This is a genomic window from Kitasatospora sp. NPDC043950, from assembly GCF_056435345.1.
In genome coordinates, this window is sequence record NZ_JBWKER010000069.1 from 1 (window position 1) to 23,267 (window position 23,267).

Below are 23,267 nucleotides of genomic sequence, written 5' to 3' on the forward strand. Positions count from 1 at the left end.
AGGGGGGACCCTGTGGGAGAGTAGGACGCCGCCGAACAATCATTCACAGAGAACCCCCATCCGGGAAACCGGATGGGGGTTCTCTGCATTTCCGGGGCATTGGGTCCCCCCAGCCTGCCGCATCCGCTGCCGGGGCGGTCCGGCAGGATGGCCGCCATGCCCACGACGCCGGAGTACACCCAGCTGTCGCTCGCCCAGCGGCTGACCGAACACGCCCGCACGGCCTGGCCGCAACTGACGGACCTGCACATCCGCCATCGCGGGCAGTTCGCCTACGTGGAAGGCGAACTGCCCGACGGCGAACGGGTCAAGCTGATGCGCCTGCGCTACAGCGGTACCGCCAGCCGATGGGGCTTCGCCCTCTACTACGCCGGCAGCGACCGCTACGAAGACTCCCTGCTACCCACCGGCGGCTTCGCCGGCACCCCCGAGGACGCCCTCGACTGCGCCTGCCAGCTCCACCTCGCCGCCCCCGCTACGAGTGTGGCGAGCCGAAGCGAACCGATCGACTGGCAGGCACTGGCCCACAGTATCGGCGCTGGTCCGGAATCCAGCGGTGACCGCATCGCTCGGCGGGCCATCGCCTTTCTGCTGGGTGATGAGGCGATTCGTGGGGCGGTGGATTGGTACGTCGAAGGTCTCCCGGCCTCCGAGCACGCGCGTTCGGTCTTGTGGCTGCTGCAGCCCGACGCTGCTCGATCTCGCTGCCTGGAGATCTATCGCACCGACCCGGATCCGGAACGTCGGCACCTCGCGGTCGAGTTGCTGCGCGTCGTCGCCACGGCTGATGACCTCCCGTTGGTCGGTGAGTTCCTCGTTGACGCTGATCCGGCCATCCAGATCTGGGGTATCGGCGTCCTCGACCAGCTTCTGTTCCGCGGCCAGGTCGACGCCGACGACGCGGAGCCCTTTCTGCAGGCCGCGGAGCATCACCCGAACCCCCAGGTCCGCGAAAAGCACACCTACCTTCGCGATTTCCTGGCATCCCAGGGGTGTCGCGACTGAATACTGGCGCAGTCCTGGCAGGTTCTCCTGATGATCGGCGGTGTGCCGGTCGAGCCTCACCAGCAGATCGTCCGCATCCGGCACGCATCTCACCGGCCGCAGGGTCAACCCCCGAAGGACTTGGAGCGTCGACGCTGGAGCTGGCCGGAATGCCCGGACCGCCGCGCTCGCCGATCTGAAGAGAGCACTGGAGCAGCCACCCATGGACAACAACGCCTTCGTCTACACGACGTACATCAACACCACACCTGAGCGGCTCTGGCAGGCGCTCACCGACCCCGCCTTCACCGAGCGCTACTGGGGCGTGCGCTTTGAGACCGACTGGGTCGAGGGCTCACCTGTCGTCTGGGCCGAGCGCGGCGCACGGACCGTCGACCCGGAGCAGGTCGTACTCGTCCACGAGCCGTACCGGCGGCTCTCCTACACCTGGCACACCTTCACTCCGCAGTGGGCCCAGACGGCCGGTGCCGGCGAGGAACTGCGCGCCGAACTGGCCGCGGAACGCCGGTCGAAGGTCACTTTCGAGCTGGTGCCGCACGGCAACCAGGTGAAGCTGACCGTCACCCACGACGACTTCGGCCCCGGAGGGACCCTGCGCTCGATGTGCAGCCAGGGCTGGCCTGCCATCCTCTCCAGCCTCAAGACACTGCTGGAGACGGGCGAAGCCCTGCCCAGCGCCGGGCAGCCGGTCCACGAAGGCTGACCGCCGACGGACTCGGCCGCACCACCGCGCACGCAGCGCAGCCGTTCGGATGGGCGTCGCGGTTCGGACGGGCGTCACGGCGACGCCCATCCGAACCGGCCGCTGCACTGGTCAGCGTCGGCGGCCGAGCAGTTCGGCGGTCTCGGCGCGCCGGTTCCAGGCGATGACGGCCAGCGGCACCATGAAGATGAACGGGGTCCCGGCGTTCTCGCCGTGCATCGCGGTGAGCTGGGTGACGAACGCGAACACCAGGAAGACGATCAGCGCCGTGGCTGCCGGCCCGGCCAGCCGGCGGACCAGCAGCCCGACCGCTCCGGCCAGTTCCACCAGCCCGGTCAGGTACATGAACCAGTGGCCCACACCCATGGCGTCGAAGACGGTCGTGGCGGCGGGGACTGCGAGCAGCTTGGGCAGCGCGCTGGCCACGGCGAAGAAGAGCGCCAGCAGGATCCGCAGCGTCCAGACCACCCGGACCACGGCCTTGCCGGACTTCGTGGCGACGGCGGTAGCGGCGGTGGCGTTGGTAGCGGCGGTAGCAGTGGCGGTGGCGGTGCTGGACATCTCAGGTCTCCCCGGTCGGCTGTCGTTGCTTTCCCAGGTATGACCGCCGCCACCGCCCGAACTCATCGGTCCCGGGAGAAAAAGTTTTCCGACAACCTGGCCCCAGCCCCAGCCCCAGCGCCGACAGCTCGCCGACGGCCTGCCGTCCGCGGACCAGCCCTTCGGCTGCTGCGGTGCGCGGGTGCTGGTGCCCGGTGGTGGTCACCGGTGAGGACGAGCAGCGGCCGACCGATCGTCGGTCGGGGTGCGGGCGGACACAGGACGGTACTCGTGGTCGATCTCGACTGGACGGACAGGACGCCGCTGGACGCCCGGGGTGCGCGGCTGGGAGCGGCCGGGGAGCACCCCGGTCTCGCGGACGGCGCCTACGTGCGGCGGAGAGCCGAACCGTCGCATCTTCCCGTCTCATGGCGATTGCGATAGACCGGAGCCGTCCCACGTCTGCAAGGAAGGCGACACCGATGACCCTGAGCGAGAGCCCCGTCGTGACCATCGAGTCGGGCAGCGTCCGAGGCACCGTCGAGGACGGCGTCGCCGCGTTCCGCGGCATCCCCTACGCTGCTTCGCCCGTGGGCGAGCGGCGCTTCGCCGCCCCCGTGCCGCACCCCGCCTGGTCGGGCGTCCGGGACGCCGACCGCCCGGGCCCGTCCGTCCCACAGAGCCCCTCCCGGCTCGAAGCCGTCATGGGGCCACGCACCCCCGACTGGGACGAGGACGGTTGCCTCACGCTGAACGTGTGGACCCCTCGTCCGCCTGCGGACGGGTCCGCCCCGGGTGCCCTGCCCGTCCTGGTGTGGTTCCACGGCGGCGGGTTCACCAGCGGGTCCGGCGGCTGGGACTGGTACGACGGCCGGCACCTGGCCGCCGCCGGCCGGGCCGTCGTCGTCACCGCCAACTACCGCCTCGGCCCGCTCGGCTACCTCTACCTGCCGGACCTCGGCATCGAGAACCTCGGCGTGCAGGACCAGGCCGCCGTCCTCGCCTGGGTGCGGCGCAACATCGCGGCCTTCGGCGGCGACCCCGGCAGCCTCACCGTCGGCGGCCAGTCCGCCGGGGCGTTCTCCGCCCTCTACCTCGCCGTCTCCCCGACCACCGGCCCGCTCGTCAACCGGGTCATCGCCCAGAGCGGTCCCTTCGGGCTCGCCCCGCAGGACCCCGAGGAGGCGAGCGACCACGCCCGGCGCTTCCTCGACATCCTCGGCATCCTCGGCCCGGGCGGCACCCGGGACCGGGGTGCCGCGCTGCGCGCCGTCCCGGCCGACCGGCTCCTGGCCGCCTACCAGCGGCTCTCCCGGGAGGCCGCCCGCCCGGGCAACGTCGCCCCGCCCATGTACCCCGTCCTCGGCGCCTCCGGGATCCCCGTGACGTGGCAGCAGGCGCTGGTCGACGGACGCCTCGACGGCAAAGGCCTGCTGACCGGCACCACCAGGAACGAGATGGCCTCCTTCTTCGCCTTCGCCCCCCGCATCCGGGAGATCACCGCCGACCGGGCCCGCTCGATCGCGGCCGGCCAGGCCGACGGCGGCGACGAGCGGTACGACCGCATCGCGGCCCGGCGGCCGAACGCGACCCCGGCCGACATCCTCACCGAGTTCGAGACCGGGCTCGTCTTCCGTGACGACACCCTAGCCATCGCCGACCGCCACGCTGCGGCCGGAAACCCGACCTACGTCTACCGGTTCGACCACGTCCCGGTGCCCGACCCCGCAGGCCTGGGCGCCGCGCACTGCGTCGAACTCCCCTTCTTCTTCGACACCTTCGACGCCTACCCCGACAGCCCCATGCTCGGCGAGGCCACCGCCGCCGTCCGCTCGCTCGGCGGCACCTTCTCCCGCGCGATCGCCGCCTTCGTCGCCACCGGCCGTCCCGCCGCGGACCAGTGGCACCCCTACGAACCCGCCGATCCGGCGACCGTCCGGCACTTCGGCTGACACCGGCCGCGCCCGCGCCGAGGGTGGGAAACAGCCGCAGGCCCTACCGCCCGGGCCCCGGCGCCGGCTGCGTTCTGTTGGACAAGGTGACGTGTCGAGTGCGGAGTGGCGAGGCGTTTGAACCGCGCATGCTCGGTCCAGGACCTTCCTGTCCCAGCCGGACCGACGCGGGCACCGTGCAGGCCCCCATCGGCGTGGTCACCGCGGCCACGCAGTAGCGGACTCCGAGCCCCACGCGGCTGACCACCCCGGCCAGTACGTGATCGCCCGAGTCGTCGTTCCAGCCGACCCCGGCCGGACGAGCCGGTCAGGCCAGGAAGTGGTCGTGCCGGCGGTAGAGTTCCGCCCATTCCGCCTCGCTCATCGGGCGCTTTTCGGCCGCGATCTCCGAGATTTCCTCGAAGAACGATTCGCGTGGCACGCCCGGCACGAAGAGCATCAGCATCGAGGCCGGCTCGTTGGACTCGTTGCGGAAGCCGTGCACAGCGCCCTCCGGCACGTGCAGGAAGTCACCCGCCTCGGCGTCGATCCATCGTTCACCGTCGTACAGGCGCATGATCCCGGACAGGACGAAGAAGGACTCGGACATGGTCCGGTGGAAATGTGGAGCGGGGCCTGTCGGCCGGGGCCCCATGTCCAATCGGTACAGGCCGAACGTCTTGTTTGCGGAGGGCGTGTCGACCAGGTAGTGGACTCTTGTGCCCCCCGCGCCGATCAACACGTCCGGCGCGGTGGCGCCGGAACGGAGCGTCGCCGTATTCTCGCCCGATTCACCCCAGTAGTGAGCCATTGGGTAGGACATGGCGGATTTCCCCTTCGAGGCGTTCGCGTGACTGGTCGGTGGTGGTCAGTCCCTCGGTGACGAAAACGACGTGGGCCCGGCCGGCTGCCGACGTTGACGGGCAGGGCGGCGGCGCTCGGCCCGGGGCGCCGAGCACGTCCGAAGCGCCCTGTGGGGCGGGGCCTGGCGGCTCCACCGGCTCTTCGCCCCCCAAGATCGCCCAGGCGTCCGCAGCCCCGGCGGCCCGATGAGGGCCATGGGTCCACGGTGCGCCGAGGCGGCCGTCGGCGCACCCGCAGCGGCCTGGCCCCGGCGCGACGCTGCCTGCGGAGGGTCGGCGACGAGCTACGAGTTCCGGGGGCGAACGGTGGCCGAGGCGGCTGGTCGGGGTGGTCGTCGACCTGGCTGCCCTGCCGGCGGACAGTCCCGGCGGCGGGCTCTTCGCCGCGGACGGGCCGTCGTCGCGGCGGTCACCCACGGCTCCGGGCTCTTCACCGCAGATGGGCCGTCGCCGTGGTGGTCACCCACGGCTCCGGGTCGGCGCCGTCGACCCGTTCGATCGAGGCGATCTGCCGGGACACCGCCGACCGGGTGTACCCCGGCGACTCCGCTGCCGCCGTGAAGGTCCCCTGCTCGGCCGCCGTGCGGAACACCCGCAGCGCCGTCAGTGACACATCGGTGACCAGGGCCTCGGCCGGGTCCTCACCGAGGGGCCGGCAGCCCGCATGGGAGCGGATGACCTGGTCCTGCTCCCCGGCCGCAACCGGCAACGCGTCACCGCCGCGCCGCCGCGTCACCGTCGCGCCGCCGCGTCGTCGTCCTCGCGGGTCGGCTCAGGAGCGCAGCGTCTTCATGGCGGCCGACCAGGCCTCCAGCTGTTCGAACAGCCTGGTGGCCGAGGCGTCATGGTGCTCGCCGGGTTTGAAGAGGGAGAGCTGTTCGAAGTCGGAGAACAGCGAGAAGGAAAGCTGTTGGTTGACATGGGCGAGTTGGAGCGCGCTCGCGATGCTGCGCAGGTGCTCGACGGCGCGGACGCCGCCGACGGTGCCGTAGGAGACGAAAGCGGCGGCCTTGTTGTTCCACTCCGCGTAGGCGAAGTCGAGGGCGTTCTTCAGTACGCCGGGGATCGAGTGGTTGTACTCCGGGGTGACGAAGACGTAGCCGTCGAACTCGGCGACCTTGGCGGCCCACGCCCTGGTGTGCTCGCCTTGGTACTGGCCCATGGACGGCGGCAGCGGCTCGTCCATGAAGGGCAGGGGCCAGTCGGCGAGGTCGACGGGCTCGTACTCGACGCCGGCGCGGGCTCCCGCGCGGTCGATGACCCAGTCGGCGACCGCTTTGCCGTTGCGGCCGGGGCGCGTGCTGCCGAGGATCACGGCGATCTTGAGGGTGCTCACGGTGGGCGCTCCTTCCGTGTCAGTCCTGCTGGGCAGGCTGGCGGTGGTGCGGCGGGCTCCGTCGGGCGCGGCCAGGTGCAGGTACAGGTGCAGGTACAGGTGCCGACGTTCCCGCTTGAGCCTCCACGTCGGATTCTAGACCCGACGACTTGAAGGCTCAAGCGGTGGTGGAACTCAGGCCAGGCCGAGCTGGGTGGCGATGACGGAACCTTCCGCGTAGCAGTCGAAGCGCTTGATCTTTCCGCCGACCAGCTCGAACACGTCGCAGCACGGGGCGTCCATGCGCCTGCCGGTCGGCGGGACGGTGCCGGACGGCAGCTCCAGCGGGCCGAGGTGGGTGCCTTGCAAGCGTAGTTGCACGATCACCACGTCGCCGGTGACGTAGAACCGTTCGAGTTCCCGGTGCATGTCGGGGAACGCCCGCGCGTAGGTCTCGACCGTCTTGCCCAGCTGGTCCGCGCCGCGGTAGGTGAACGGGACCGACATGTCGGTGAAGGTTCCGTCCTCGGTGAACGCCGCGATCCAGCCGGCGACGTCCTGCTCCTCGGCGACCCGGTAGGCGTTGCGAATGATCTTCTCGTTCTCCAGCGACATCTCAGCTCCCTGATCCGTGCCGCGCGGAGGTGGCGCGGCGGCGCCGGGATCGACGCCCTCGTGTATTTACTTTAACCTTCAAGTCAATCTGCCGAAAGGTCGCGACGCTTCGCTGTTGTGGTGGGTCGAGAGGCCCTGTGGCCGCAGCTGTGGCTTGAGTGATCAAGCCCTGGACTCAGCGCGCAGGCGAGTCGATGCGCTGGAGGATGCGTTCCGCGTCCTGCCCGAGCCTGCGCAGGCGCTCGCCGGACAGGTTGTCCACGACGAGGCGGCGGACCTGGGCGACATGTCCGGGGGCGGCCGCCTCCAGTTTGCCCATGCCGGCAGGCAGGAGGATGGCGTTGGTGAACCGCCCGTCGGCCGGATCCGGCTCCCGCCGGACGTAGCCGCGGCTCTCCAGCCGCTTCACCATGTGCGACAGGCGCGACAGCGACGTACTGGTGTGCTCGGCCAGGACACTCATGCGCAAGGTCCGCTCGGGCGCCTCGGACAGCATGGCGAGGGTCATGTACTCGACCATGCTCAGCTCGGCGTCGCGCTGGAGCTGGGCGTCGACCGCCCAGGGGAGCCGGGTGATCAGGCGGACCACCGACATCCAGGAGGCCAGCTCGGTCGGCGTGAGCCACAGGTCCGCATGCTCGTCCGGCGCCTCGGGCGTTCCCTCCTGGTTCGTCATCTTGTGAGCGTATCACTTGAACAGTCATGCCAATCGGGCCGTGCCGGACGGCACCTTCCCGCGCGTCGTCGGTCGGCGACCACGCCTTGCCGGGCCGGCCGGCGGAGCACGACCTGGGCCAAGCCCCTTCAGCTGATGAGCCCCGGCCTCCGGGCCGGTTCTCGTCGAAGAGGCTGGTCGGTTCCGCCGACGGCTCACTGCTACTGTGGCTCCAGATTCAACGGAATGCGCGAAAAATCGCTCCTGAATGGTGTTTCTGAGCGGCGCCCTCGCGGTGTTTGTTCCCTTCGCGGAACCCCAGTGCTTCCTTCGTGACCACAACGAAGGCAGAAGACTGTGCACCAGCACCGTGTCATCATCGCCGGCGCCGGACTCGGCGGCCTCACCCTCGCCCACGGGCTGCGCGCCCGCGGCTTCGACGTCGCCGTGTACGAGCGGGACCTCCACCCGGACGCGAGGCCGCAGGGCTACCGCGTCCAGCTCGACGAACCCGGGCTCGCGGGCCTGGAACGCTGCCTGCCGGAGCACCTCTTCCGGCTGGGCCTGGCGACCGCGGCCTCGCCGCCCGCCCGGGTCTCCGTCCGTGACCGCCACCTGGGCACGCTCGCGGACCGGCCCACCGGGCCCGACCCCGATCCCACCGACGGGACCGCTCGGCCGTACCGCTCGTACGCGTTCAACCGGCCGACGCTGCGCCAGATCCTGCTCTCCGGCCTGGCGGACACCGTGCGCTACGGCGCGGAACTGCTGAGTTGGGAGAAGGAGCAGGACGGAACGGTCACCGTGCGGTTCGCCGACGGCCGCAGCGCGAGCGCCGACCTCCTGGTCGGCGCGGACGGGGTCGGATCGGCGGTACGCCGGCAACTGCTGCCGCACGCCCGGGTCGAGGACGCCGGACTGCGGCTGATCTACGGCAGGATCCCGCTGGACGCGCCGGATGCGCCGGAAACCGGGGTTGGAGAGGCGGGAGAGGCCGGAGAGTCGGAGACGGGCGCAGCGGCCGCCGGGGCCGCGGCCGCACTGCCGCCGTGGGTGTTCGACAGCATCTTCACCGTGGTGACCGGCGGGCCGGGAAGTCCGCACGTCGGCTTTGGGCCCGTGCGGTTCGCCCGCCCTCCCGGTGCCGCCGGCCCGGCACACACGCCGCCCGTCCCCCTCACCCCCGTCGGCGACTACGTCGCCTGCCTGGTGGGAGCGCCGGCGGACCACCCCGCCATGCCCTCGTTCGAGGCGCTGCGCGGTCTCGACGGCCCCGCCCTGCGCGAGCTGGCCGGACGCCTGGTGGGCGACGACTGGCACCCCGATGTGCACCGCCTCCTGGACCGCTGGGAGACCGACTCGCTGTTCCCGCTGCGCATCTCCACGGCGAGCCCCGTACCGCCGTGGGAGCCGGGCCCCGTCACCCTGCTCGGGGACGCGATCCACGCCATGAGCCCGGTGCTGGCGATGGGCGCGAACACCGCGATCCGCGACGCCGCCGAGCTGACGCGGACCCTGGCCGGGGCCGCGGCCTCCGGCGTGCCGCTCGTGGACGGCGTACGTGCCTACGAGCTCCGGATGCGGGAGTACGCCTTCTCCGTCGTGGCCGCCTCTCGGCGAACCGGCCGGCAGCGGGTCGGCCAGAGGTAGACGTTCGGGGCGGGGGTGGGGCCTGGTACTGGACTGCGGTCCACCCGTGGTGACGGATCGTCAGGAGCATCGGCTGCCGAGCCGGTCACCCGGGTGGTCGCCGGGGCAGGTCGAGGCGGACGAGGTGCCGGTCGGTGCCGCCGTCGGGCCGGTGCACGGTGCGGTAGCCGTATGGGACGGGGCTGGCGGGGAAGGTGACGATGCCTTCCTCCACGACGGGCCGCTGGTCGGCGATGGCCCGCAGCCGGGCATCGGTGTCGGCCGGCAGCTGCGGCTCGGGCGGGCGGCGGTGGCGGCCGGCCATCCTCAGCCGGTCGGTTCCGACGGGGCCGGGCGGCCCGACCGGCTGGTTTCGCTGCGCCAGGGCTGGTTCACGAGGTCCTCCTCGCAGGCTGGTCGGTCCCGTCGGTCCCGTCGGCCAGCAGGGGCAGGTAGTGCTGGAGGTAGGGCGGGACCTTGAGGTCGAGCACCTCGGCCAGGGGGACCATGCGGACGGCCAGGCCCTCGTCGCCGAGCCGGAGGTCCGTCTCCGGGCCGTCCCAGGCGGCGTGCAGGACGCGGGTGAGCGGGGAGACCAGTTCGTGGTGCGGGCCGGGCAGGATCCGGAGCCCCGTGATCTCGATGCCGGCTTCCTCGCGGACCTCGCGCGCCGCGTTCTCCTGCGGGGTCTCGTCGCCCTCGCGCCAGCCGCCGATGGGGGTCCAGTAGCCCGGCCAGGCGATGCCCGGCTTGTCGTCGCGGTGGTGCATCAGCAGGCGGCCGTGCCGGTCGGTGACGAGGACCATGATTCCTTCGAACTCGTCCTCCGGGGAAGGGCGTTCCAGGTACAGCGGGGTGCCGCAGCGGTGGGCGCGCAGTACCTGGAGGAGCCGCTGGTAGCGGTCCGGTGACATCAGGGCGTCCCAGTCGTGGGCGGTCTCGAAGCGCCACTCGGTGTGCTCGGCCGGGTCGAGCCGGATGCGGGCCTGCTGCTCCCGGGTCAGGACGCCGCCGTCGAAGACGTATCCGCACACCGGCACCGGGTACTCCGTGCCGACCTGCTCGTGGACGACCGCGACCAGGCGCCGCCGGGCGATCACCTCGGGGTTCTCCGCGGCGAGGTCGAGGCCGAGTTCCTCCTGGGCCTCGCGCAGTGCCGTGTCGAACGGGGTCTCGCCGTGTTCGACGTTGCCGCCGGGGAGGTTCCACACGGTCGGGTTGATGGTCGAGCGCATCCCGAGGACGCGGCCGTCCGGGTCGGTGACCAGGAAGCACCCGTAGACCGTGGGCCGCGCGATGGTGGTGAGGTAGCCGCCGACCGGTCGCCAGCCCGGGATCGCCAGGCGACGGGTGAGCCACCTGATCACCTCGCGCTCTCCGTCGCCGGTCTGCGGCAGCTGGTCGGGACGGGCCCATTGCTGGTCGTCGTGCTCGGCCGACAGCGTGACCGGGGTGCCGTCGGGCACGACGGTGGTGAACACGAACTGCCGTACCCGCCGGCCGTTCCGGTCGGTGAGGTCCAGGCTCCGCGCGTACTCCAGCGGCAGCCCGGCGAGCCCGGTCTGCTCGGCCAGTTCCCGGGCCGCGCCCGCCTCGATCCCCTCGCCGTCCTCCCGGCCGCCGCCCGGGTACTCCCACGGGCCGGGAAGGGGGTCGTGCGCGGCCCGGCGGATCAGCAGGATCCGGCCGGAGGCGTCGCGGAGCACCACGCCGACGCCGATCCGCTCGATGCCCTCGTGGGCGGCCAGTGCGGTCAGCACCTCGAAATCGATCACTGCGCGGACTCCTCGTTCACTCGGGCCGACGGGGCTGTTGAGCGGGGGCGACGGGACGCTCCTCCTGCCGACGCGCCGGGGCAGTCCAAACCGGCCTCAGGGAAGCTGAGTTGGGGTGGCCTTGTGGTCGGCAGGGGACAGATGATGGCGCTGTTCGAACGCGGGGTTCAAGCAGGTCATCTCCGGGCGCGCCCGGGTCGAACGGGGAGTTTTCGAGCACCGCGCCGCCGCGGCGGGTACGCCCTCCGGCCGGTCGCGAACGGCGGTCGGCAGGGCGGCGGAGCCCAGCGCACGGGCGGCCAGAGCCTGTTCGAGTGCGGTCGTCAGGCAGGCTGCGAGCCTGCTGCTGACGCCGGCGTGGGCGGCGGGGCCGCGCGGGGAGCGGCCGCCTCCGGCTTCACTCGTTCGGCTGGCCGGGCGGTCCAGGAGGTTTCCGCCAGCGGCCCGCCGGCGGGTTCCTGGGCATTCATAGCACGACCTTGTCATGTTCACATGTTGGCGCTGATCTCACCGCCGGTGCTGAGCACCATGTACACGCCGTTGGCGACGGCTCCGGCGTCCTGCTGGTTCGCCTCCAGCGTGCCGTTCACCGCGCCGTCGTTGCCGAGGATCTGCGCGCGGTAGTGGAGTTCGCCGATCTTCGTGACCTTGGCCGTCCAGCCGCCCGCGAGCTTGAACGTGCCCGGCCCCTGGTGTCCGCCGCCCATCCAGGAGTGGGCCGTGCCGTCCATCGAGAGCACGATGAACATGTCGTTGAAGTCGACCCCGGCGTCGGAGTCGTGCGTCTCCAGCGTGCCGTATTCCGTACCGTTGTTGACGATCTTGGCGACGTAGTTCTGGTTGCCGGTCGCGCGGATCTCGGCCGTGCTGCCGTCCACCAGCTTCTGGGTGCGGACCGGGGACGTCCCCTTGGGCGGGGCGGCCGGCGGCGTGGTGGTGTGGCGCGCGGTGGGCGTGGCAGCCGGTGGGGCGGTGCCGGGCGCGGGGGGCGCGGCCGGCGTGCTGGCCGGCGCGGTGGCGTCGGGAGGGGTGGGAGCGCTGGGCGCAGCGGCCGGCGGGGTGGTTCCCTGCGCGCTGGGCGTGGTGGGCGTGGCGGCCGGCGCGGCGGTCTGGTTCGCGGGGGACGGGCTGGAGCAAGCTGTCGCGGTGGACACCAGCAGGGCGGCCGCCAGGGCGGAACCGGCCAGCGTGCGGACGGCGGACGAGCGGCGGTTCGTTAAGGTCGACATGCGGTGCTCCTGAGCGAAGTACGGGTGAGGAACAGCGAGTTGCCTGTGGCCCCTCCTGCGGGGACAGGAGCAACGTGGCTGCGTACAGGAACGAAGTTAGTGTGAGCAGTCGACGAAACAGACCCTGCTATGTCACCAGACTGCTACGCCCTCCCCGCACCCTCATCTGCACCGCAGGCCCTCACCTGCACTGCAGGTCGACGCGCCACCGAACCGAAGCGGAAGGGTCCGGTTTCGGCCAGTTGTGCTGTTCATGTATACACGCATTCACATCTTCGGAATGCTGACCGCACATGCTGTCGGATCTACGGCAAGGAGAAGGTCATGCGTCGAATCGCAGCCATCGGCACCGGGGCGGCACTGCTCATGGGAGCGGGGCTGATCGCCGCGCCGTCAGCCTCGGCGATCTCCTACTGCGTCACCAACCAGGGCCAGAACTGGGGCTCCGTCAACTGCCAGACCAGCGCCCCGAAGAACCACTGGCAACTTGTCCTGATCTGTGAAAGCGACAGCGTCAAGGGCATCCGGCAGACGGTCAACGGCCGCTGGCACACCGGCGACGGCTCTGACATCCTGTACTGTCCCACGGGCTACAGTGCCGCCCTCGCCAACGTCAACAGCGACAACTGACTGGTGGGGGTGTGTACATGAGTGGCTTCCCGGGCGATCAGCGATCGCGGGCCGGGGCGTCACGCAATCCCTCCTCGAAGGCCGAGTGCGGGTACTGGTCGGTGCCGAATCCGGGCATTTCGAGCTTCTTGAGCTGCCCGCCGACGACGTGGGACACCAGCGGCACGGGCAGGGCGTCCGGCCAGAGGCCGGTCCGCTTGCCCTCGGAGAGGACGCGGCGGAACGCGCCGGTGGATCCCCGCAGGCTGCGGCCGTTCGCCTTGAGCTCCTCTGCGGCACACTCGCCTTCGCCTTCGACGACCTGAAGCAGGATCTGCTGCGCCCGGGGCGGCAGGCGGTCGTAGTACGAGCGGGCCCGCTCCGGTGTCCAGCGGTCATCGGGCAGCGCCGTCACGACGGCGTCCGGCATGGTGGCGAAGGCGAGCAGCTTCTCCAGCGCCTCGGGGGTCGGATTCTCCACGGTGATCGTGATCCTCATGGTTCGACACCCTTGCAGCCCCGGATCCTGAACACAAATAACCGCCGTAGATGTGTTGCAGACAAGAAGGCCCCTCCGAAGGCCCCTTCGAGTTGTCGAAGGGGCCTTCGGCGCGGTTGTGGGGCTGCTCCGCGACGTTTCACGCGCGTCGAGCAGGGCCGGTGACCTCCCAGGCCGCCTCGATCATCCGGAAGATCTCGTCCACCGCGGCCTCCGGATCGGCCGCCTCGCGGGCCAGCGTGTAGGCGTCGATCGCGAACCTCGCGATCGCCCGGCAGGCCGTCGTGGTCTGCGGCAGGCCGAGGTCGGTGGCGATGGCCGTGGCCAGCGAGTCCGCGTGGCGCAGCCTCATCGACTCCTCGTACTCCCGCAGGGCGGGTGATTCCTCGATCATGCGCCAGATCGGGGCGGCGGCGTCCGCCGTGCAATGGCGCACCAGGGCGTGGATCTCGTGGCGCAGCGCGGGGACGAGCGGCTCGTGCGGCGCCCGGGTGGTGGCCGCCCGGGTGAGGCGTTGCTCGAAGTCGTCGTCCCGCTCGAACACCAGGGCCTCTTTCGAGGCGAAGTGGGAGAAGAGCGTGGTGACGGCCACGTCGGCTTCGGCGGCCACGTCCCGGATTCCCACCGCGTCGTACCCGCGTTCCAAGAAGAGCCGCAGGGCGGTGTCGGCGATCTTCTGGCGGGTCGCGGCCTTCTTGCGTTCGCGGCGTCCGGGCGGCACGGTCATGCCCTCACGCTAGCAGATACGAAGGTGGAACAGTTACTAAACACTAACCGTTAGTGCTACGGTCGGCCGCATGAAGAACATGAAGAAGGTGAGCTTCGCCGAGTTCGGCGGGCCGGACGTTCTGCAGCTCGTCGACGCCGAGCGGCCCCACCCGGGCCCCGGTCAGATCCGCATCGCCGTACGGGCGGCGGGCGTCAACCCCGTCGACTGGAGGATCCGCGAAGGCCAGTTCCTCCAGGCCCATCCGATCGAGTTGCCCTCCGGCGTCGGGCAGGACGCCTCGGGGGTGGTGGACGAGGTCGGCGAGGGCGTCGAGGGGATCGAGGCCGGCGACCACGTGTTCGGCGAGGGCTTGAGCACCTACGCCGAGTTCGCCGTGCTGTCGGCCTGGGCCCGGATGCCCGAAGGGCTGACGTTCGAAGAGGCGGCCGGGTACCCCTCCGTGGTGGAGACCGCGCTGCGCATCATCCGTCAGGTCGGCGTGCGGCCCGGGCAGACGCTGCTGGCCAGTGGCGCTTCCGGCGGAGTCGGCTCGGCGGTGCTGCAGATCGCCCGCGACCGCGGCATCACGGTGATCGGCACGGCCGGGGCCGCGAACCAGGACTACCTGCGCAGCCTGGGTGCCGCCGCCACGACGTACGGCGAGGGCTGGGTCGAGCGGGTGCGGCAACTCGGCCAGGTCGACGCGGCGCTCGACCTGGCCGGTTCGGGCGTGATCCGCGAACTCGTCGAGCTGACGGGGGATCCGCAGAAGGTGATCTCCATCGCCGATCTCTCGGCGCCGCAGTTCGGCGTCCGGTTCTCCGGCGTGGCCGGGAGCATGCCGGAGGCGCTCGCCGAGGCCGTCGACCTCATCGCGCGGGGCAGGCTCCACATCCCGGTCGAGAAGTCGTACACGCTCGCCGAGGCCGCGGCGGCGCACATCGACAGCCACGCCGGCCACACGCGGGGGCGCCGGGTCGTGCTCGTCTGAGCCGATTTCCGCGCAGTCGTACGACCCGGTTCCCCCAGAGGCGTTCGTCAGCGGCCCGGGGCGTTCCCCGCCCACACGGAGGGCGTGCGGTGCGACCACGGGCTCGCTTGTTCGAGTTGTCCGGCGAGGCGGAAGAGGCGGCCTTCGCGGCCGTACCCGGCGGCGAACTGCATGCCGATCGGCAGTCCCGTCTCGGTGTCGGCCGTCAGCGGTACGGACATGGCGGGCGTGCCCGCCACGTTGAACGCCGCGGTGAACGGCGAGCGGTCGAGGAGGCGGTCGATCCAGCCGACCATGGCGGTGAGATTCGCCGCCATCAGACGGGCGTTGGCCAGGACGAACTCCTCCCAGCCGCCCCCGAGGTCGACCTCGGCCTCCTCCACCTGGTGTCCGAGGGATTCGAGCAGGCGCACGGTTCGGGAGAGGGCGTCGGCCACCGGTGCGGTGGTCCGGCGTCCTCCCCACGCCTGGGTGAGGACGCCGATCCGCAGCGAGCATCAAGTCCGTCGCCGAACTGCCCGACCGCTCCGACCCGGCACGGCAGGTGATCGAGGAGCACAAGGCCCGCCAGCTGCGCAGGCTGGTCGCCATGTGCGCCGAGGCCCGGCTGCCCGACCCGGCGCAGACCGCGGCCGAGATCACCTTCGTGCTCGAAGGGGCGCAGGTCTGCGCGCAGAACGGAAGCGTCGACCAGGCGGGGGAGCGCCTGATGAGGATCGTCGAGGGGATCGTGTCTAGAGGCTGAGCAGGCCGATGACGCGGCCGTCGTGGTCCACCACCGGCCACGCGTCCAGGCCGCGGGAGCGCATGGCGGCGGCCGCCGCGGTGGCGGGCATGTCGGTGGTGGCGAAGGGGGCGCGGTCGAGGACGATGTCGCGCACCGGGGTGCGCTCGGTGTACCAGGACCGGGCCTGGAACGGCGCGAGGTGCAGGCGGGTCAGCAGCCCGGCGCAGCGGCCGTCGTCGTCGCGGACGAGCAGGTGGTCGGTGCCGGAGCTCTGCAGGATGTCCATCGCGGTGTCGACCATGACATCGTCGCTGATCTGCAGTTCCGGGCCTTTCATGAGGTCGCCGACCGTGGTGGTGCTTGCGGGGTGGTCGAGGGCGATGGTCATGGGCGGACTCCTTCGTGTCGCTTCCGCCGGGGTCGGCGGTGATCGGGGCACTGGCGGAGGGGCGAGTGGGGGCCGGGGGCCGGGGGCCGGTTCCGGCTTCCGGGTGCAGTGGTCGTGGAAACCGGGTGGCGCGCCTGGGAGGGCCTGGGAGGGCCGCGCGGGCCCGGTGCGCACCGGGCGTCGGGCCCGCGTCGGGGTGCTACGCGGCGAGGGCGACGCGCCTGGGCGCCCGGCGGCGGCCGGAGGAGCCCTGGTTGTCGCGGCCGGAGGCCGCGCGGGTGTCGCCGCCGGTGGAGGCGGGGCGTCCGCGGCGGCCGCGGTTCGCGGCTGCGCTGCGGCGCGGACGCTCGACGACGGGGTCGGCGATGACGACGGGCACGCCGGTGGGGACGCGGGCGCCGGTGATGAGGGTCAGGTCCTCGTCGCCGGCGAGGACCCTGGTGGTGACGGGGGTGATGCCGGCGGTGGTCATCATGCGGGCCATCTGGCGGCGCTGGCTGGGCAGGACGAGGGTGACGACGGTGCCGGACTCGCCGGCCCGGGCGGTGCGGCCGCCCCGGTGGAGGTAGTCCTTGTGGTCGCTCGGCGGGTCCAGGTTGACGACCAGGTCGAGGCCGTCGACGTGGATGCCCCGGGCGGCGACGTTGGTGGCGATCAGCGCGGTGACCTGACCGGTGCGGAACTGCTCCAGGGTGCGGTTGCGCTGGGGCTGGGACTTGCCGCCGTGCAGGGCCGCGGCCTTGACCCCGTTGGCGAGCAGGTCCTCGACCAGCGCGTCGGCACGGTCCCGGGTGTCGGTGAACATGATCACCCCGCCGTCGCGGGAGGCGATGTGGGCGATCGTGGCGTTCTTGTCGTGGTTCTGCACGTGCAGCACGTGGTGCTCCATGGTGCTGACCGCCGCCGCGGACGGGTCCACCGAGTGGGTGACCGGGTCGTTCAGGAACTGCCGCACGAGGCGGTCGACGTTGCGGTCCAGGGTGGCGGAGAACAGCATGGTCTGGCCGCCTTCGGCGACCTGTTCGAGGAGCTCGGTGACCTGGGGCAGGAAGCCCATGTCGGCCATCTGGTCGGCCTCGTCGAGGACGGTGACGCCGACCCCGTCCAGCTGGCAGTCGCCGCGCTGGATCAGGTCCTTGAGCCGGCCGGGGGTGGCCACCACGACCTCCGCCCCGCGGTTCAGCACCTGCGCCTGGCGGCCGATCGACATCCCGCCGACCACGGTCGCCATCCGCAGCCGCACCGAGTGCGCGTAGGGGGTGAGCGCTTCGGTGACCTGCTGCGCGAGCTCGCGGGTCGGGACCAGCACCAGGGCCAGCGGGCGGCGGGGTTCGGCCCGCTGCCCGGCGGTGCGGGCCAGGACGGCGAGACCGAAGGCGATGGTCTTGCCGGAGCCGGTGCGGCCCCGGCCGAGGACGTCGCGGCCGGCCAGCGAGTTCGGCAGCGTCGCGGCCTGGATGGGGAACGGCGAGGTGACGCCCTGGCGGGTCAGCGTCTTCAACAGGGCCGCGGGCATGTCCAGTTCGTCGAAGGACTCGACGGCCGGCAGCGCCGGGGTGGTGCTCACCGGCATCGCGAACTCGCCCTGCGGGGAGGAGTCCTGGCGGCGGCCCCGATCGGAGGGGCGCCGGCCGCCGGCCGGACGGGAGCCGTAGAAGGAGCTGCCGCCGGAGCGGGAGCCGGAACCGGAGCCGCCGCCGGAGCGGGAGCCGGAGGCGGAGCGGGAGTTGGCGTTCTGGTACGAGGAGCGACTGGAGCGGTTCACGTGGAAACCTTCCTCAGGGCGGCGCGTCACGAGGAAGGCCCCGTGGCGCGGGGCGCCGACGGAGACCGCAAGGGAACGGGCCGGAAGTGTGACGGGCGGGGCGTGGACGGTAGAACCGTGCGGCACGTCACCTACGGTCGGCGCTCACCGAGAGGGGTGGGAGCGAACGACCTCGAACCGTGAGCTGTCACGGCAGGGCGCCGATCCGGACGCGGCGCTGTGCGTCTCGCGTGGGGATGGCTGCCGGTGGCGGAGCCAGGGGGCCTGAACGGCCGGGAATGCGTCGTGACGCAAATGCCGAGGGGCCCGCACCGGGCAACATGTACGCGGTGCGGGCCCCTCGCTGCTAGGCGGGTGCCGTGGCAGAAAAACTACAGCGGACGAATGTTCTCGGCCTGCGGGCCCTTCTGACCCTGCGTGACGTCGAACTCGACCTTCTGGCCCTCGAGCAGCTCACGGAAGCCGTTGGCGTTGATGTTCGAGTAGTGGGCGAAGACGTCCGGGCCGCCACCCTCCTGCTCGATGAAGCCGAAGCCCTTTTCCGCGTTGAACCACTTCACAGTGCCATTAGCCATAAAAAAATCTCCTTCAAGGGGCTGTCCGAAGCCCGCACCATGCAGGCTCCGAGTCGCCGCGATGAGCACCCACCCGGGGAAGAGCCGGGAAACAAAAATGCGCCTGCGAAACATCAGCAGGCGCACACAAAGTTCATGGGAACCACTACTGCAACTAAAACGACTCTAGCAGGCTCCGGCCCGCCATGGGCGAATATTTCACCCCGGGTTTCGCGGGAGCCTCCCCCCGGGGGCCGCCGGCTTCGGAAAGACCGCCCTTGCGCTCTCGGGCGCATACGGCAGGAAGTGTCAATTCTGCCGTCTGAATGACGGGCTACGGGGAGTTCGCTCAAGCCGCACGGGGTGTTCCGAGACTTCGCACCTCCGGGTCCAGGTGATCAAGGCGCGGCCGGGTCTGCCGGCGGCGCCGGGAGCACGGGGGCGGTGGCGCGGCAGGTTGTCACGCGGCTGTGACACGGCGGGGCCCACGTCCCAAGGAGTTCCTCATGACGCGCCCGTAGGGTCGCGCACGACATGGCGGAGAAGCGGGAGGCGATGGAGATGCGGAAACTGGGGCACGGAACGCGGCTGATCGGGGTGAGCGTGATCGCCGGGATCGTGGCGGCGGGCATAGCCCTGCCCGCGGTGGCGGCCGTCGGGCTCGGCGCCCAGTCGGCGGCCGACGACTTCCAGAGCCTGCCCGACGACTTCAAGACCCCGGCGCTCTCACAGGCCTCGACGATCCTCGACGCGCAGGGCGGCACGATCGCCACCGTGTACGACCGCGACCGCACCGTCGTCCCGGCGGACCAGATGTCCCCGCTGGTGAAGACCGCACTCGTCGACATCGAGGACAACCGCTTCTACGAGCACGGCGCGATCGACCTCAAGGGCGTGCTGCGCGCCCTGGACAAGAACGCCACCTCCGGCGGCACCGCGCAGGGCGCGTCCACCCTGACCCAGCAGTACGTGAAGAACGTCTTCGTCGACGAGGCGGGCGACGACCCGCAGAAGATGGCCGAGGCACAGCGCCAGACGATCGGCCGCAAGATCCAGGAACTGAAGTACGCGATCAAGGTCGAGGAGACCCTGAGCAAGGACCAGATCCTCACCAACTACCTGAACATCACCTTCTTCGGGGAGAAGGCCTACGGCATCGAGTCGGCAGCGCGGCGCTACTTCGGCGTGCACGCCAAGGACCTCACCTTGCCGCAGGCCGCGCTGCTCGCCGGCCTGGTGCAGTCGCCCACCGGCTACGACCCGACGGTCAACCCGACCGCGGCGAAGGACCGGCGCGACACCGTGCTGCGCAAGATGGCCGAGTACGGGCACATCACCAAGGAGCAGGCCCAGCAGGCCATCGCGACCCCGCTCGGGCTCAACGTCCAGGCGCCGCAGCAGGGCTGCATCCTGGCCAAGCAGGGCGAGGGCTTCTTCTGCGACTACGTGCGCCAGACGGTGCTCACCGATCCGGCCTTCGGCAAGTCGGCGGCCGAACGGCAGGCGGTGTGGAAGCGCGGCGGCCTCCAGATCCACACCACGCTCGACCCCAAGGCCCAGGCCTCGCTCTACGCCTCCGTCACCGCCCACGTGAACGCCGGCGACCAGGCCGCGACCGCGATGAGCATCGTCGAGCCGGGCACCGGCAAGATCCTCGCGATGGGCCAGAGCCGCCCGTACGGCGTCGACGGCAAGCAGCACCAGACCCAGATCAACTACAACGTCGGCAAGGCCATGGGCGGCGGGCTCGGCTTCCCGACCGGCTCGACGTTCAAACCGATCGTCGCCGCGGCGGCCCTGGAGAACGGCATCTCGCCGAGCCAGAGCTACACCACCGACTACAGCATCCCGTGGCCGGCGATGACGGACTGCTCCGGCGGCCGGTTCCCCTCGGCCGGGCAGGTGCACAACGACAGCCAGAGCCTCACCGGCCAGTTCGACATGAAGACGGCCATGGCACAGTCGGTCAACACCTACTTCGCCAAGCTGGAGGGCGACGCCGGGCTCTGCAACGTCGCCCGGATGACCAACGAGCTCGGCATCACCGAGCAGGCGGGCGGCGAGAAGCTCCAGGTCGTCCCGTCGATGACGCTCGGCAGCAACGACCTGACCCCGCTGGAGATGGCCGGCGTCTACGCGGCGTTCGCCGCCCACGGCACCTACTGCGCGCCGACCGCCATCGCCTCGGTGACCGGCCCCGACGGCAAGCAGCTCGCGGTGCCGCAGGCGAACTGCTCCGCCGTGATGTCGAACACGACCGCCGACACCGTCACCGCGATGCTCAAGGGCGTCGTCGAGGACGGCACCGGCCAGACCGCCGGCCTCAGCAGCCGCGACAGCGCCGGCAAGACCGGGACCACCGACGCGAGCCGCCAGGTCTGGTTCGTCGGCTACACCCCCGAGATGGCCGGGGCCACCGTCGTCAGCGACACCGACAACCCCAAGCCCCTGGACGGCCAGCGCATCGGCGGCACCGTCGTGGGCCAGGCCTTCGGCGGCACCCTGGCCGGCCCGATCTGGCGCGACGCCATGAACGGCGCCCTCGCCGACACCCCGGCCGGCACCTTCACCCCGGTGCAGCTGCCGTAGCGTGCTCGTTCTGAGCGGGGCCGCGCCGCCGGAATCCGGCGCGGCCCCGGCACCCGGCGGCGACCCCCACGGCCGCCTCCCGGCGGGTGGCCGCGCGCCCGCGTGGCGGCGTCGCCCGCCCGCAGGGGCCGAACGGGTCGTAGCGGCACCGGTCCAGCTTCCGGATGCCGTTCTGTCGCCCGTGCCCCGTCGATGGCGCCGGAATCCGTGAGCTCAGGCCCGGGGCTCGCCGGAATCCGTGAGCTCAGGCCCGGGGCTCGCCGGAATCCGTGAGCTCAGGCCCGGAGCGGCAGCCTCTGGGCGATCCGGGCCAGGTGGTCGAGGTGCTCGCCGCCGTGGTACCCGGCGTGCATGGGGTCGACGACCAGGTGTGTGGCGCCCGCCTCCGCCCACCTCCGGGCCCGCTCCTCGATCCCTTCGAGGCCGTACCGGAGTTCGACCGCGCCCTCCACTCCGATGTCGTCGGCCCGGCGACCGGCTCGCTCGGCGGCGGTGGCGATCGCCTCGATCTTCTGGGGGACGTCCGGCTTGAACTCGCCTCCGTGGTACCAGCCGTCGGCCATCCGTCCGATGCGGTCCAACACGATGTCGCTCCACCCGCCCATCCAGATCGGGATCGGTTGCTGGAGCGGCCGCGGTTCGAGGCCCACACCGACGACGCGGTCGAAGTCGCCTTCGAAGTCGACGATCTGACGGGTCCACAGGGCCCGGAGAAGCGACACCTGTTCCTCGATCCGCCGTCCGCGCGTCCGGAAGTCGGCGCCCATCGCCTCGTACTCGACCGGGTTCCAGCCCACGCCGATCCCGAGCCGCAGCCGGCCGCCGCTGAGGATGTCGGCCTGTGCGGCCTGCTTGGCGACGAGCGCCGTCTGCCGCTGTGGGCAGACCAGGACGCCGGTGGAGAAGCCGAGGTCCGGGCAGAGGGCCGAGAGATGGGCGATGGTGGTGAGCGGCTCGTGGAACGCGGTGTTGATCGAGTAGGCCGCCGCCGTCCGTTGCGCGCCGCCCGGGAACCGGGCGCCGTAGTCGGGCCGCGAGTCCGGGTCCACCCCCACCACGTGGTCGTTCACCACGAGGTAGGAGAAGCCGGTCCCGGCCGCTTGCAGGGCCCAATCGCGGATGACCGCACGATCCGAACCGATCTCCTGCGAGGGGAACCTGATGCCAGTCAGCATGGTCACTCCTGAGCGCTTCGTCTCGAAGACGTGCACGCTGCCGCGGAAGCGCGAACAGCGCCGTGACACGGTGAACAGGGCCGGTGGCCGTCGGGGGAGGGCCTCCGACACCCGCAGGCAGCCTGCGTAATCCAGGATACGACGATGTCAACGGCGCCTCTCCTCGGCGGCGCCGACTCAGAGGCCGCGCCCCTCCAGCGGCTCGCCGGACAGGCGCTGCGCCAGGTAGACCGGCACGACCGCCAGGACGATCAGCACCGAGGCCACGACGTCCACCACCGGGCCCTGGTTGGGCCGGGCCAGATTCTCGAAGATCCACAGCGGCAGCGTCCGGGTGCCGGGGCCCGCGGTGAAGGTGGTCACCACGATCTCGTCGAAGGAGAGCGCGAAGGCCAGCAGCGCCCCGGCGAGCAGCGCGCTGCGCACGGCCGGCAGCGTGACGTACCAGAAGGTCTGGAAGGTGTCCGCCCCGAGGTCCGCCGACGCCTCCTCGACCGACGGCGCGATGCGCCGCAGCCGCGCCGACACGTTGTTGAACACCACCACGATGCAGAAGGTGGCGTGCCCGACGACCACGGTGAACAGGCCGAAGCCCACCCCGAGCGGGGTCAGCACGGTGCGGAACGCGGCGTTGAGCGCGATGCCGGTGACGATGCCGGGCAGGGCGATCGGCAGGATCAGCAGGAAGGAGACCGACTGCCGGCCGAAGAACCGGTACCGGGTCGCGGCGAAGGCCGCCATGGTGCCCAGCACCAGCGCCACACCGGTCGCGCCGAGCCCGGCCTTCAGCGACGTGGCCAGCGCCTCGCGCAGCCCGGTCTCCTGCCAGGCGGCCGTCCACCAGCGGGTGCTGAAGCCGGACGGCGGCCAGGCGAAGGAGCGCGAGGCGTTGAAGGAGTTCACCAGGACCAGCAGCAGCGGGGCGTAGATGACGGCGAACCCCAGGGCCGTCGCCGTCCGGAGCAGGATCCGGGCACCGCGGGAGAGTTGCATCAGGGCCT

At 71.4% G+C, this 23,267-nt stretch carries 22 protein-coding genes and 3 pseudogenes; 8 read left to right on the top strand and 17 right to left on the bottom strand.

The genetic code is table 11. The annotated features are described in order from the left end of the window. Window positions 1-156: 156 nt before the first annotated feature. Entirely contained in the window at window positions 157-1,005 is an 849-nt protein-coding gene (locus AC07BF_RS33055; protein ID WP_363629906.1) for a HEAT repeat domain-containing protein, read from the top strand. Between the two features lie 202 nt (window positions 1,006-1,207). Beyond that, window positions 1,208-1,708: an SRPBCC family protein gene (locus AC07BF_RS33060; RefSeq protein WP_363589736.1), complete on the top strand. Its 501-nt coding sequence runs from the start codon at window positions 1,208-1,210 to the stop codon at window positions 1,706-1,708. Window positions 1,709-1,819: 111 nt separating this feature from the next. Here the strand turns inward: AC07BF_RS33060 and AC07BF_RS33065 are convergent, their stop codons facing one another. Then, complete coding sequence (locus AC07BF_RS33065) at window positions 1,820-2,269, bottom strand: DoxX family protein (protein WP_363583283.1); 450 nt, start codon at window positions 2,267-2,269, stop codon at window positions 1,820-1,822. A 461-nt stretch (window positions 2,270-2,730) separates the two neighbouring features. Between AC07BF_RS33065 and AC07BF_RS33070 the strand changes: the two genes are divergently transcribed. Then, window positions 2,731-4,200: a carboxylesterase/lipase family protein gene (locus AC07BF_RS33070; protein ID WP_478334323.1), complete on the top strand. Its 1,470-nt coding sequence runs from the start codon at window positions 2,731-2,733 to the stop codon at window positions 4,198-4,200. A 307-nt stretch (window positions 4,201-4,507) separates the two neighbouring features. Here the strand turns inward: AC07BF_RS33070 and AC07BF_RS33075 are convergent, their stop codons facing one another. The 5 genes and pseudogenes from AC07BF_RS33075 to AC07BF_RS33095 form a co-directional block, all read right to left on the bottom strand. Further along, the gene (locus AC07BF_RS33075; protein ID WP_363583287.1) at window positions 4,508-5,002 is read right to left on the bottom strand and encodes a cupin domain-containing protein; all 495 of its coding nucleotides are present in this window, start codon (window positions 5,000-5,002) and stop codon (window positions 4,508-4,510) included. Between the two features lie 515 nt (window positions 5,003-5,517). Further along, window positions 5,518-5,667 (bottom strand): annotated as a pseudogene (locus AC07BF_RS33080) (LysR family transcriptional regulator); the annotation flags it as partial. A 147-nt stretch (window positions 5,668-5,814) separates the two neighbouring features. Next, complete coding sequence (locus AC07BF_RS33085; protein WP_363583289.1) at window positions 5,815-6,378, bottom strand: NADPH-dependent FMN reductase; 564 nt, start codon at window positions 6,376-6,378, stop codon at window positions 5,815-5,817. A 174-nt stretch (window positions 6,379-6,552) separates the two neighbouring features. Further along, on the bottom strand, window positions 6,553-6,972 hold the full coding sequence (locus tag AC07BF_RS33090; RefSeq protein ID WP_363583291.1) for a nuclear transport factor 2 family protein: 420 nt from the start codon (window positions 6,970-6,972) through the stop codon (window positions 6,553-6,555). Window positions 6,973-7,147: 175 nt separating this feature from the next. Then, on the bottom strand, window positions 7,148-7,648 hold the full coding sequence (locus tag AC07BF_RS33095) for a MarR family winged helix-turn-helix transcriptional regulator (RefSeq protein ID WP_363583293.1): 501 nt from the start codon (window positions 7,646-7,648) through the stop codon (window positions 7,148-7,150). Between the two features lie 336 nt (window positions 7,649-7,984). Here AC07BF_RS33095 and AC07BF_RS33100 point away from each other — a divergent pair, with 336 nt between their 5' ends. Further along, on the top strand, window positions 7,985-9,277 hold the full coding sequence (locus AC07BF_RS33100; RefSeq protein WP_478334324.1) for an FAD-dependent oxidoreductase: 1,293 nt from the start codon (window positions 7,985-7,987) through the stop codon (window positions 9,275-9,277). Window positions 9,278-9,362: 85 nt separating this feature from the next. Here AC07BF_RS33100 and AC07BF_RS33105 read toward each other — a convergent pair whose 3' ends face one another. The 3 genes from AC07BF_RS33105 to AC07BF_RS33115 all read right to left on the bottom strand — a co-directional run bounded on the left by AC07BF_RS33105 (window position 9,363) and on the right by AC07BF_RS33115 (window position 12,260). Beyond that, the gene (locus AC07BF_RS33105; protein ID WP_363583297.1) at window positions 9,363-9,581 is read right to left on the bottom strand and encodes a hypothetical protein; all 219 of its coding nucleotides are present in this window, start codon (window positions 9,579-9,581) and stop codon (window positions 9,363-9,365) included. Between the two features lie 67 nt (window positions 9,582-9,648). Continuing rightward, window positions 9,649-11,031 (bottom strand): NUDIX hydrolase, encoded by a 1,383-nt coding sequence (locus AC07BF_RS33110; protein WP_478334325.1) that lies wholly within the window; start codon window positions 11,029-11,031, stop codon window positions 9,649-9,651. A 488-nt stretch (window positions 11,032-11,519) separates the two neighbouring features. After that, window positions 11,520-12,260: a hypothetical protein gene (locus AC07BF_RS33115; RefSeq protein WP_363583301.1), complete on the bottom strand. Its 741-nt coding sequence runs from the start codon at window positions 12,258-12,260 to the stop codon at window positions 11,520-11,522. A 324-nt stretch (window positions 12,261-12,584) separates the two neighbouring features. On the opposite strand from AC07BF_RS33115, the gene AC07BF_RS33120 reads away from it, so the two are divergent. Continuing rightward, entirely contained in the window at window positions 12,585-12,890 is a 306-nt protein-coding gene (locus AC07BF_RS33120) for a hypothetical protein (protein ID WP_363583303.1), read from the top strand. A gap of 37 nt (window positions 12,891-12,927) precedes the next feature. On the opposite strand, the gene AC07BF_RS33125 is transcribed toward AC07BF_RS33120, so the two are convergent. Beyond that, a complete protein-coding gene (locus tag AC07BF_RS33125; protein WP_363629924.1) occupies window positions 12,928-13,368 on the bottom strand; it encodes a hypothetical protein in 441 nt (146 codons plus the stop codon). Window positions 13,369-13,507: 139 nt separating this feature from the next. Next, complete coding sequence (locus tag AC07BF_RS33130; protein ID WP_363629926.1) at window positions 13,508-14,095, bottom strand: TetR/AcrR family transcriptional regulator; 588 nt, start codon at window positions 14,093-14,095, stop codon at window positions 13,508-13,510. A gap of 79 nt (window positions 14,096-14,174) precedes the next feature. On the opposite strand from AC07BF_RS33130, the gene AC07BF_RS33135 reads away from it, so the two are divergent. Continuing rightward, window positions 14,175-15,068: an NADP-dependent oxidoreductase gene (locus tag AC07BF_RS33135; protein WP_363583522.1), complete on the top strand. Its 894-nt coding sequence runs from the start codon at window positions 14,175-14,177 to the stop codon at window positions 15,066-15,068. Between the two features lie 47 nt (window positions 15,069-15,115). Here the strand turns inward: AC07BF_RS33135 and AC07BF_RS33140 are convergent. Continuing rightward, window positions 15,116-15,559: pseudogene (locus AC07BF_RS33140) on the bottom strand (amidase family protein); the annotation flags it as partial. Window positions 15,560-15,564: 5 nt separating this feature from the next. On the opposite strand from AC07BF_RS33140, the pseudogene AC07BF_RS33145 reads away from it, so the two are divergent. Continuing rightward, window positions 15,565-15,813 (top strand): annotated as a pseudogene (locus tag AC07BF_RS33145) (TetR family transcriptional regulator); the annotation flags it as partial. Here the strand turns inward: AC07BF_RS33145 and AC07BF_RS33150 are convergent. From AC07BF_RS33150 to AC07BF_RS33160, 3 genes are all read right to left on the bottom strand, one after another. Next, window positions 15,803-16,183, bottom strand: a complete 381-nt coding sequence (locus tag AC07BF_RS33150) for a CBS domain-containing protein (protein WP_363583313.1) — start codon at window positions 16,181-16,183, stop codon at window positions 15,803-15,805. The pseudogene AC07BF_RS33145 and the gene AC07BF_RS33150 sit on opposite strands and share 11 nt — an antisense overlap. 199 nt (window positions 16,184-16,382) lie before the next feature. Then, complete coding sequence (locus tag AC07BF_RS33155; RefSeq protein ID WP_400808457.1) at window positions 16,383-17,948, bottom strand: DEAD/DEAH box helicase; 1,566 nt, start codon at window positions 17,946-17,948, stop codon at window positions 16,383-16,385. Between the two features lie 371 nt (window positions 17,949-18,319). Then, on the bottom strand, window positions 18,320-18,523 hold the full coding sequence (locus AC07BF_RS33160) for a cold-shock protein (RefSeq protein WP_030918248.1): 204 nt from the start codon (window positions 18,521-18,523) through the stop codon (window positions 18,320-18,322). A 513-nt stretch (window positions 18,524-19,036) separates the two neighbouring features. On the opposite strand from AC07BF_RS33160, the gene AC07BF_RS33165 reads away from it, so the two are divergent. Next, window positions 19,037-21,091 (top strand): transglycosylase domain-containing protein, encoded by a 2,055-nt coding sequence (locus AC07BF_RS33165; RefSeq protein WP_478334326.1) that lies wholly within the window; start codon window positions 19,037-19,039, stop codon window positions 21,089-21,091. A gap of 275 nt (window positions 21,092-21,366) precedes the next feature. On the opposite strand, the gene AC07BF_RS33170 is transcribed toward AC07BF_RS33165, so the two are convergent. Together AC07BF_RS33170 and AC07BF_RS33175 are read right to left on the bottom strand one after the other, a co-directional pair. Continuing rightward, the gene (locus AC07BF_RS33170) at window positions 21,367-22,266 is read right to left on the bottom strand and encodes an LLM class F420-dependent oxidoreductase (protein WP_363629932.1); all 900 of its coding nucleotides are present in this window, start codon (window positions 22,264-22,266) and stop codon (window positions 21,367-21,369) included. Window positions 22,267-22,443: 177 nt separating this feature from the next. Then, window positions 22,444-23,259: an ABC transporter permease gene (locus tag AC07BF_RS33175; RefSeq protein ID WP_363629934.1), complete on the bottom strand. Its 816-nt coding sequence runs from the start codon at window positions 23,257-23,259 to the stop codon at window positions 22,444-22,446. Between the last annotated feature and the right edge of the window lie 8 nt (window positions 23,260-23,267).

What these genes read in the sequence shown, in the direction of transcription:
- AC07BF_RS33070 (WP_478334323.1), top strand. Translation starts at nt 2,731, where the DNA reads ATGACCCTGAGCGAGAGCCCCGTCGTGACCATCGAGTCGGGCAGCGTC.
- AC07BF_RS33060 (WP_363589736.1), top strand. Translation starts at nt 1,208, where the DNA reads ATGGACAACAACGCCTTCGTCTACACGACGTACATCAACACCACACCT.
- AC07BF_RS33135 (WP_363583522.1), top strand. Translation starts at nt 14,175, where the DNA reads ATGAAGAAGGTGAGCTTCGCCGAGTTCGGCGGGCCGGACGTTCTGCAG.
- AC07BF_RS33095 (WP_363583293.1), bottom strand. Translation starts at nt 7,648, where the DNA reads ATGACGAACCAGGAGGGAACGCCCGAGGCGCCGGACGAGCATGCGGAC.
- AC07BF_RS33105 (WP_363583297.1), bottom strand. Translation starts at nt 9,581, where the DNA reads ATGGCCGGCCGCCACCGCCGCCCGCCCGAGCCGCAGCTGCCGGCCGAC.
- AC07BF_RS33175 (WP_363629934.1), bottom strand. Translation starts at nt 23,259, where the DNA reads ATGCAACTCTCCCGCGGTGCCCGGATCCTGCTCCGGACGGCGACGGCC.
- AC07BF_RS33115 (WP_363583301.1), bottom strand. Translation starts at nt 12,260, where the DNA reads ATGTCGACCTTAACGAACCGCCGCTCGTCCGCCGTCCGCACGCTGGCC.
- AC07BF_RS33090 (WP_363583291.1), bottom strand. Translation starts at nt 6,972, where the DNA reads ATGTCGCTGGAGAACGAGAAGATCATTCGCAACGCCTACCGGGTCGCC.
- AC07BF_RS33170 (WP_363629932.1), bottom strand. Translation starts at nt 22,266, where the DNA reads ATGCTGACTGGCATCAGGTTCCCCTCGCAGGAGATCGGTTCGGATCGT.
- AC07BF_RS33130 (WP_363629926.1), bottom strand. Translation starts at nt 14,095, where the DNA reads ATGACCGTGCCGCCCGGACGCCGCGAACGCAAGAAGGCCGCGACCCGC.
- AC07BF_RS33165 (WP_478334326.1), top strand. Translation starts at nt 19,037, where the DNA reads ATGGCGGAGAAGCGGGAGGCGATGGAGATGCGGAAACTGGGGCACGGA.
- AC07BF_RS33120 (WP_363583303.1), top strand. Translation starts at nt 12,585, where the DNA reads ATGCGTCGAATCGCAGCCATCGGCACCGGGGCGGCACTGCTCATGGGA.
- AC07BF_RS33055 (WP_363629906.1), top strand. Translation starts at nt 157, where the DNA reads ATGCCCACGACGCCGGAGTACACCCAGCTGTCGCTCGCCCAGCGGCTG.
- AC07BF_RS33150 (WP_363583313.1), bottom strand. Translation starts at nt 16,183, where the DNA reads ATGACCATCGCCCTCGACCACCCCGCAAGCACCACCACGGTCGGCGAC.
- AC07BF_RS33065 (WP_363583283.1), bottom strand. Translation starts at nt 2,269, where the DNA reads ATGTCCAGCACCGCCACCGCCACTGCTACCGCCGCTACCAACGCCACC.
- AC07BF_RS33160 (WP_030918248.1), bottom strand. Translation starts at nt 18,523, where the DNA reads ATGGCTAATGGCACTGTGAAGTGGTTCAACGCGGAAAAGGGCTTCGGC.
- AC07BF_RS33125 (WP_363629924.1), bottom strand. Translation starts at nt 13,368, where the DNA reads ATGAGGATCACGATCACCGTGGAGAATCCGACCCCCGAGGCGCTGGAG.
- AC07BF_RS33075 (WP_363583287.1), bottom strand. Translation starts at nt 5,002, where the DNA reads ATGTCCTACCCAATGGCTCACTACTGGGGTGAATCGGGCGAGAATACG.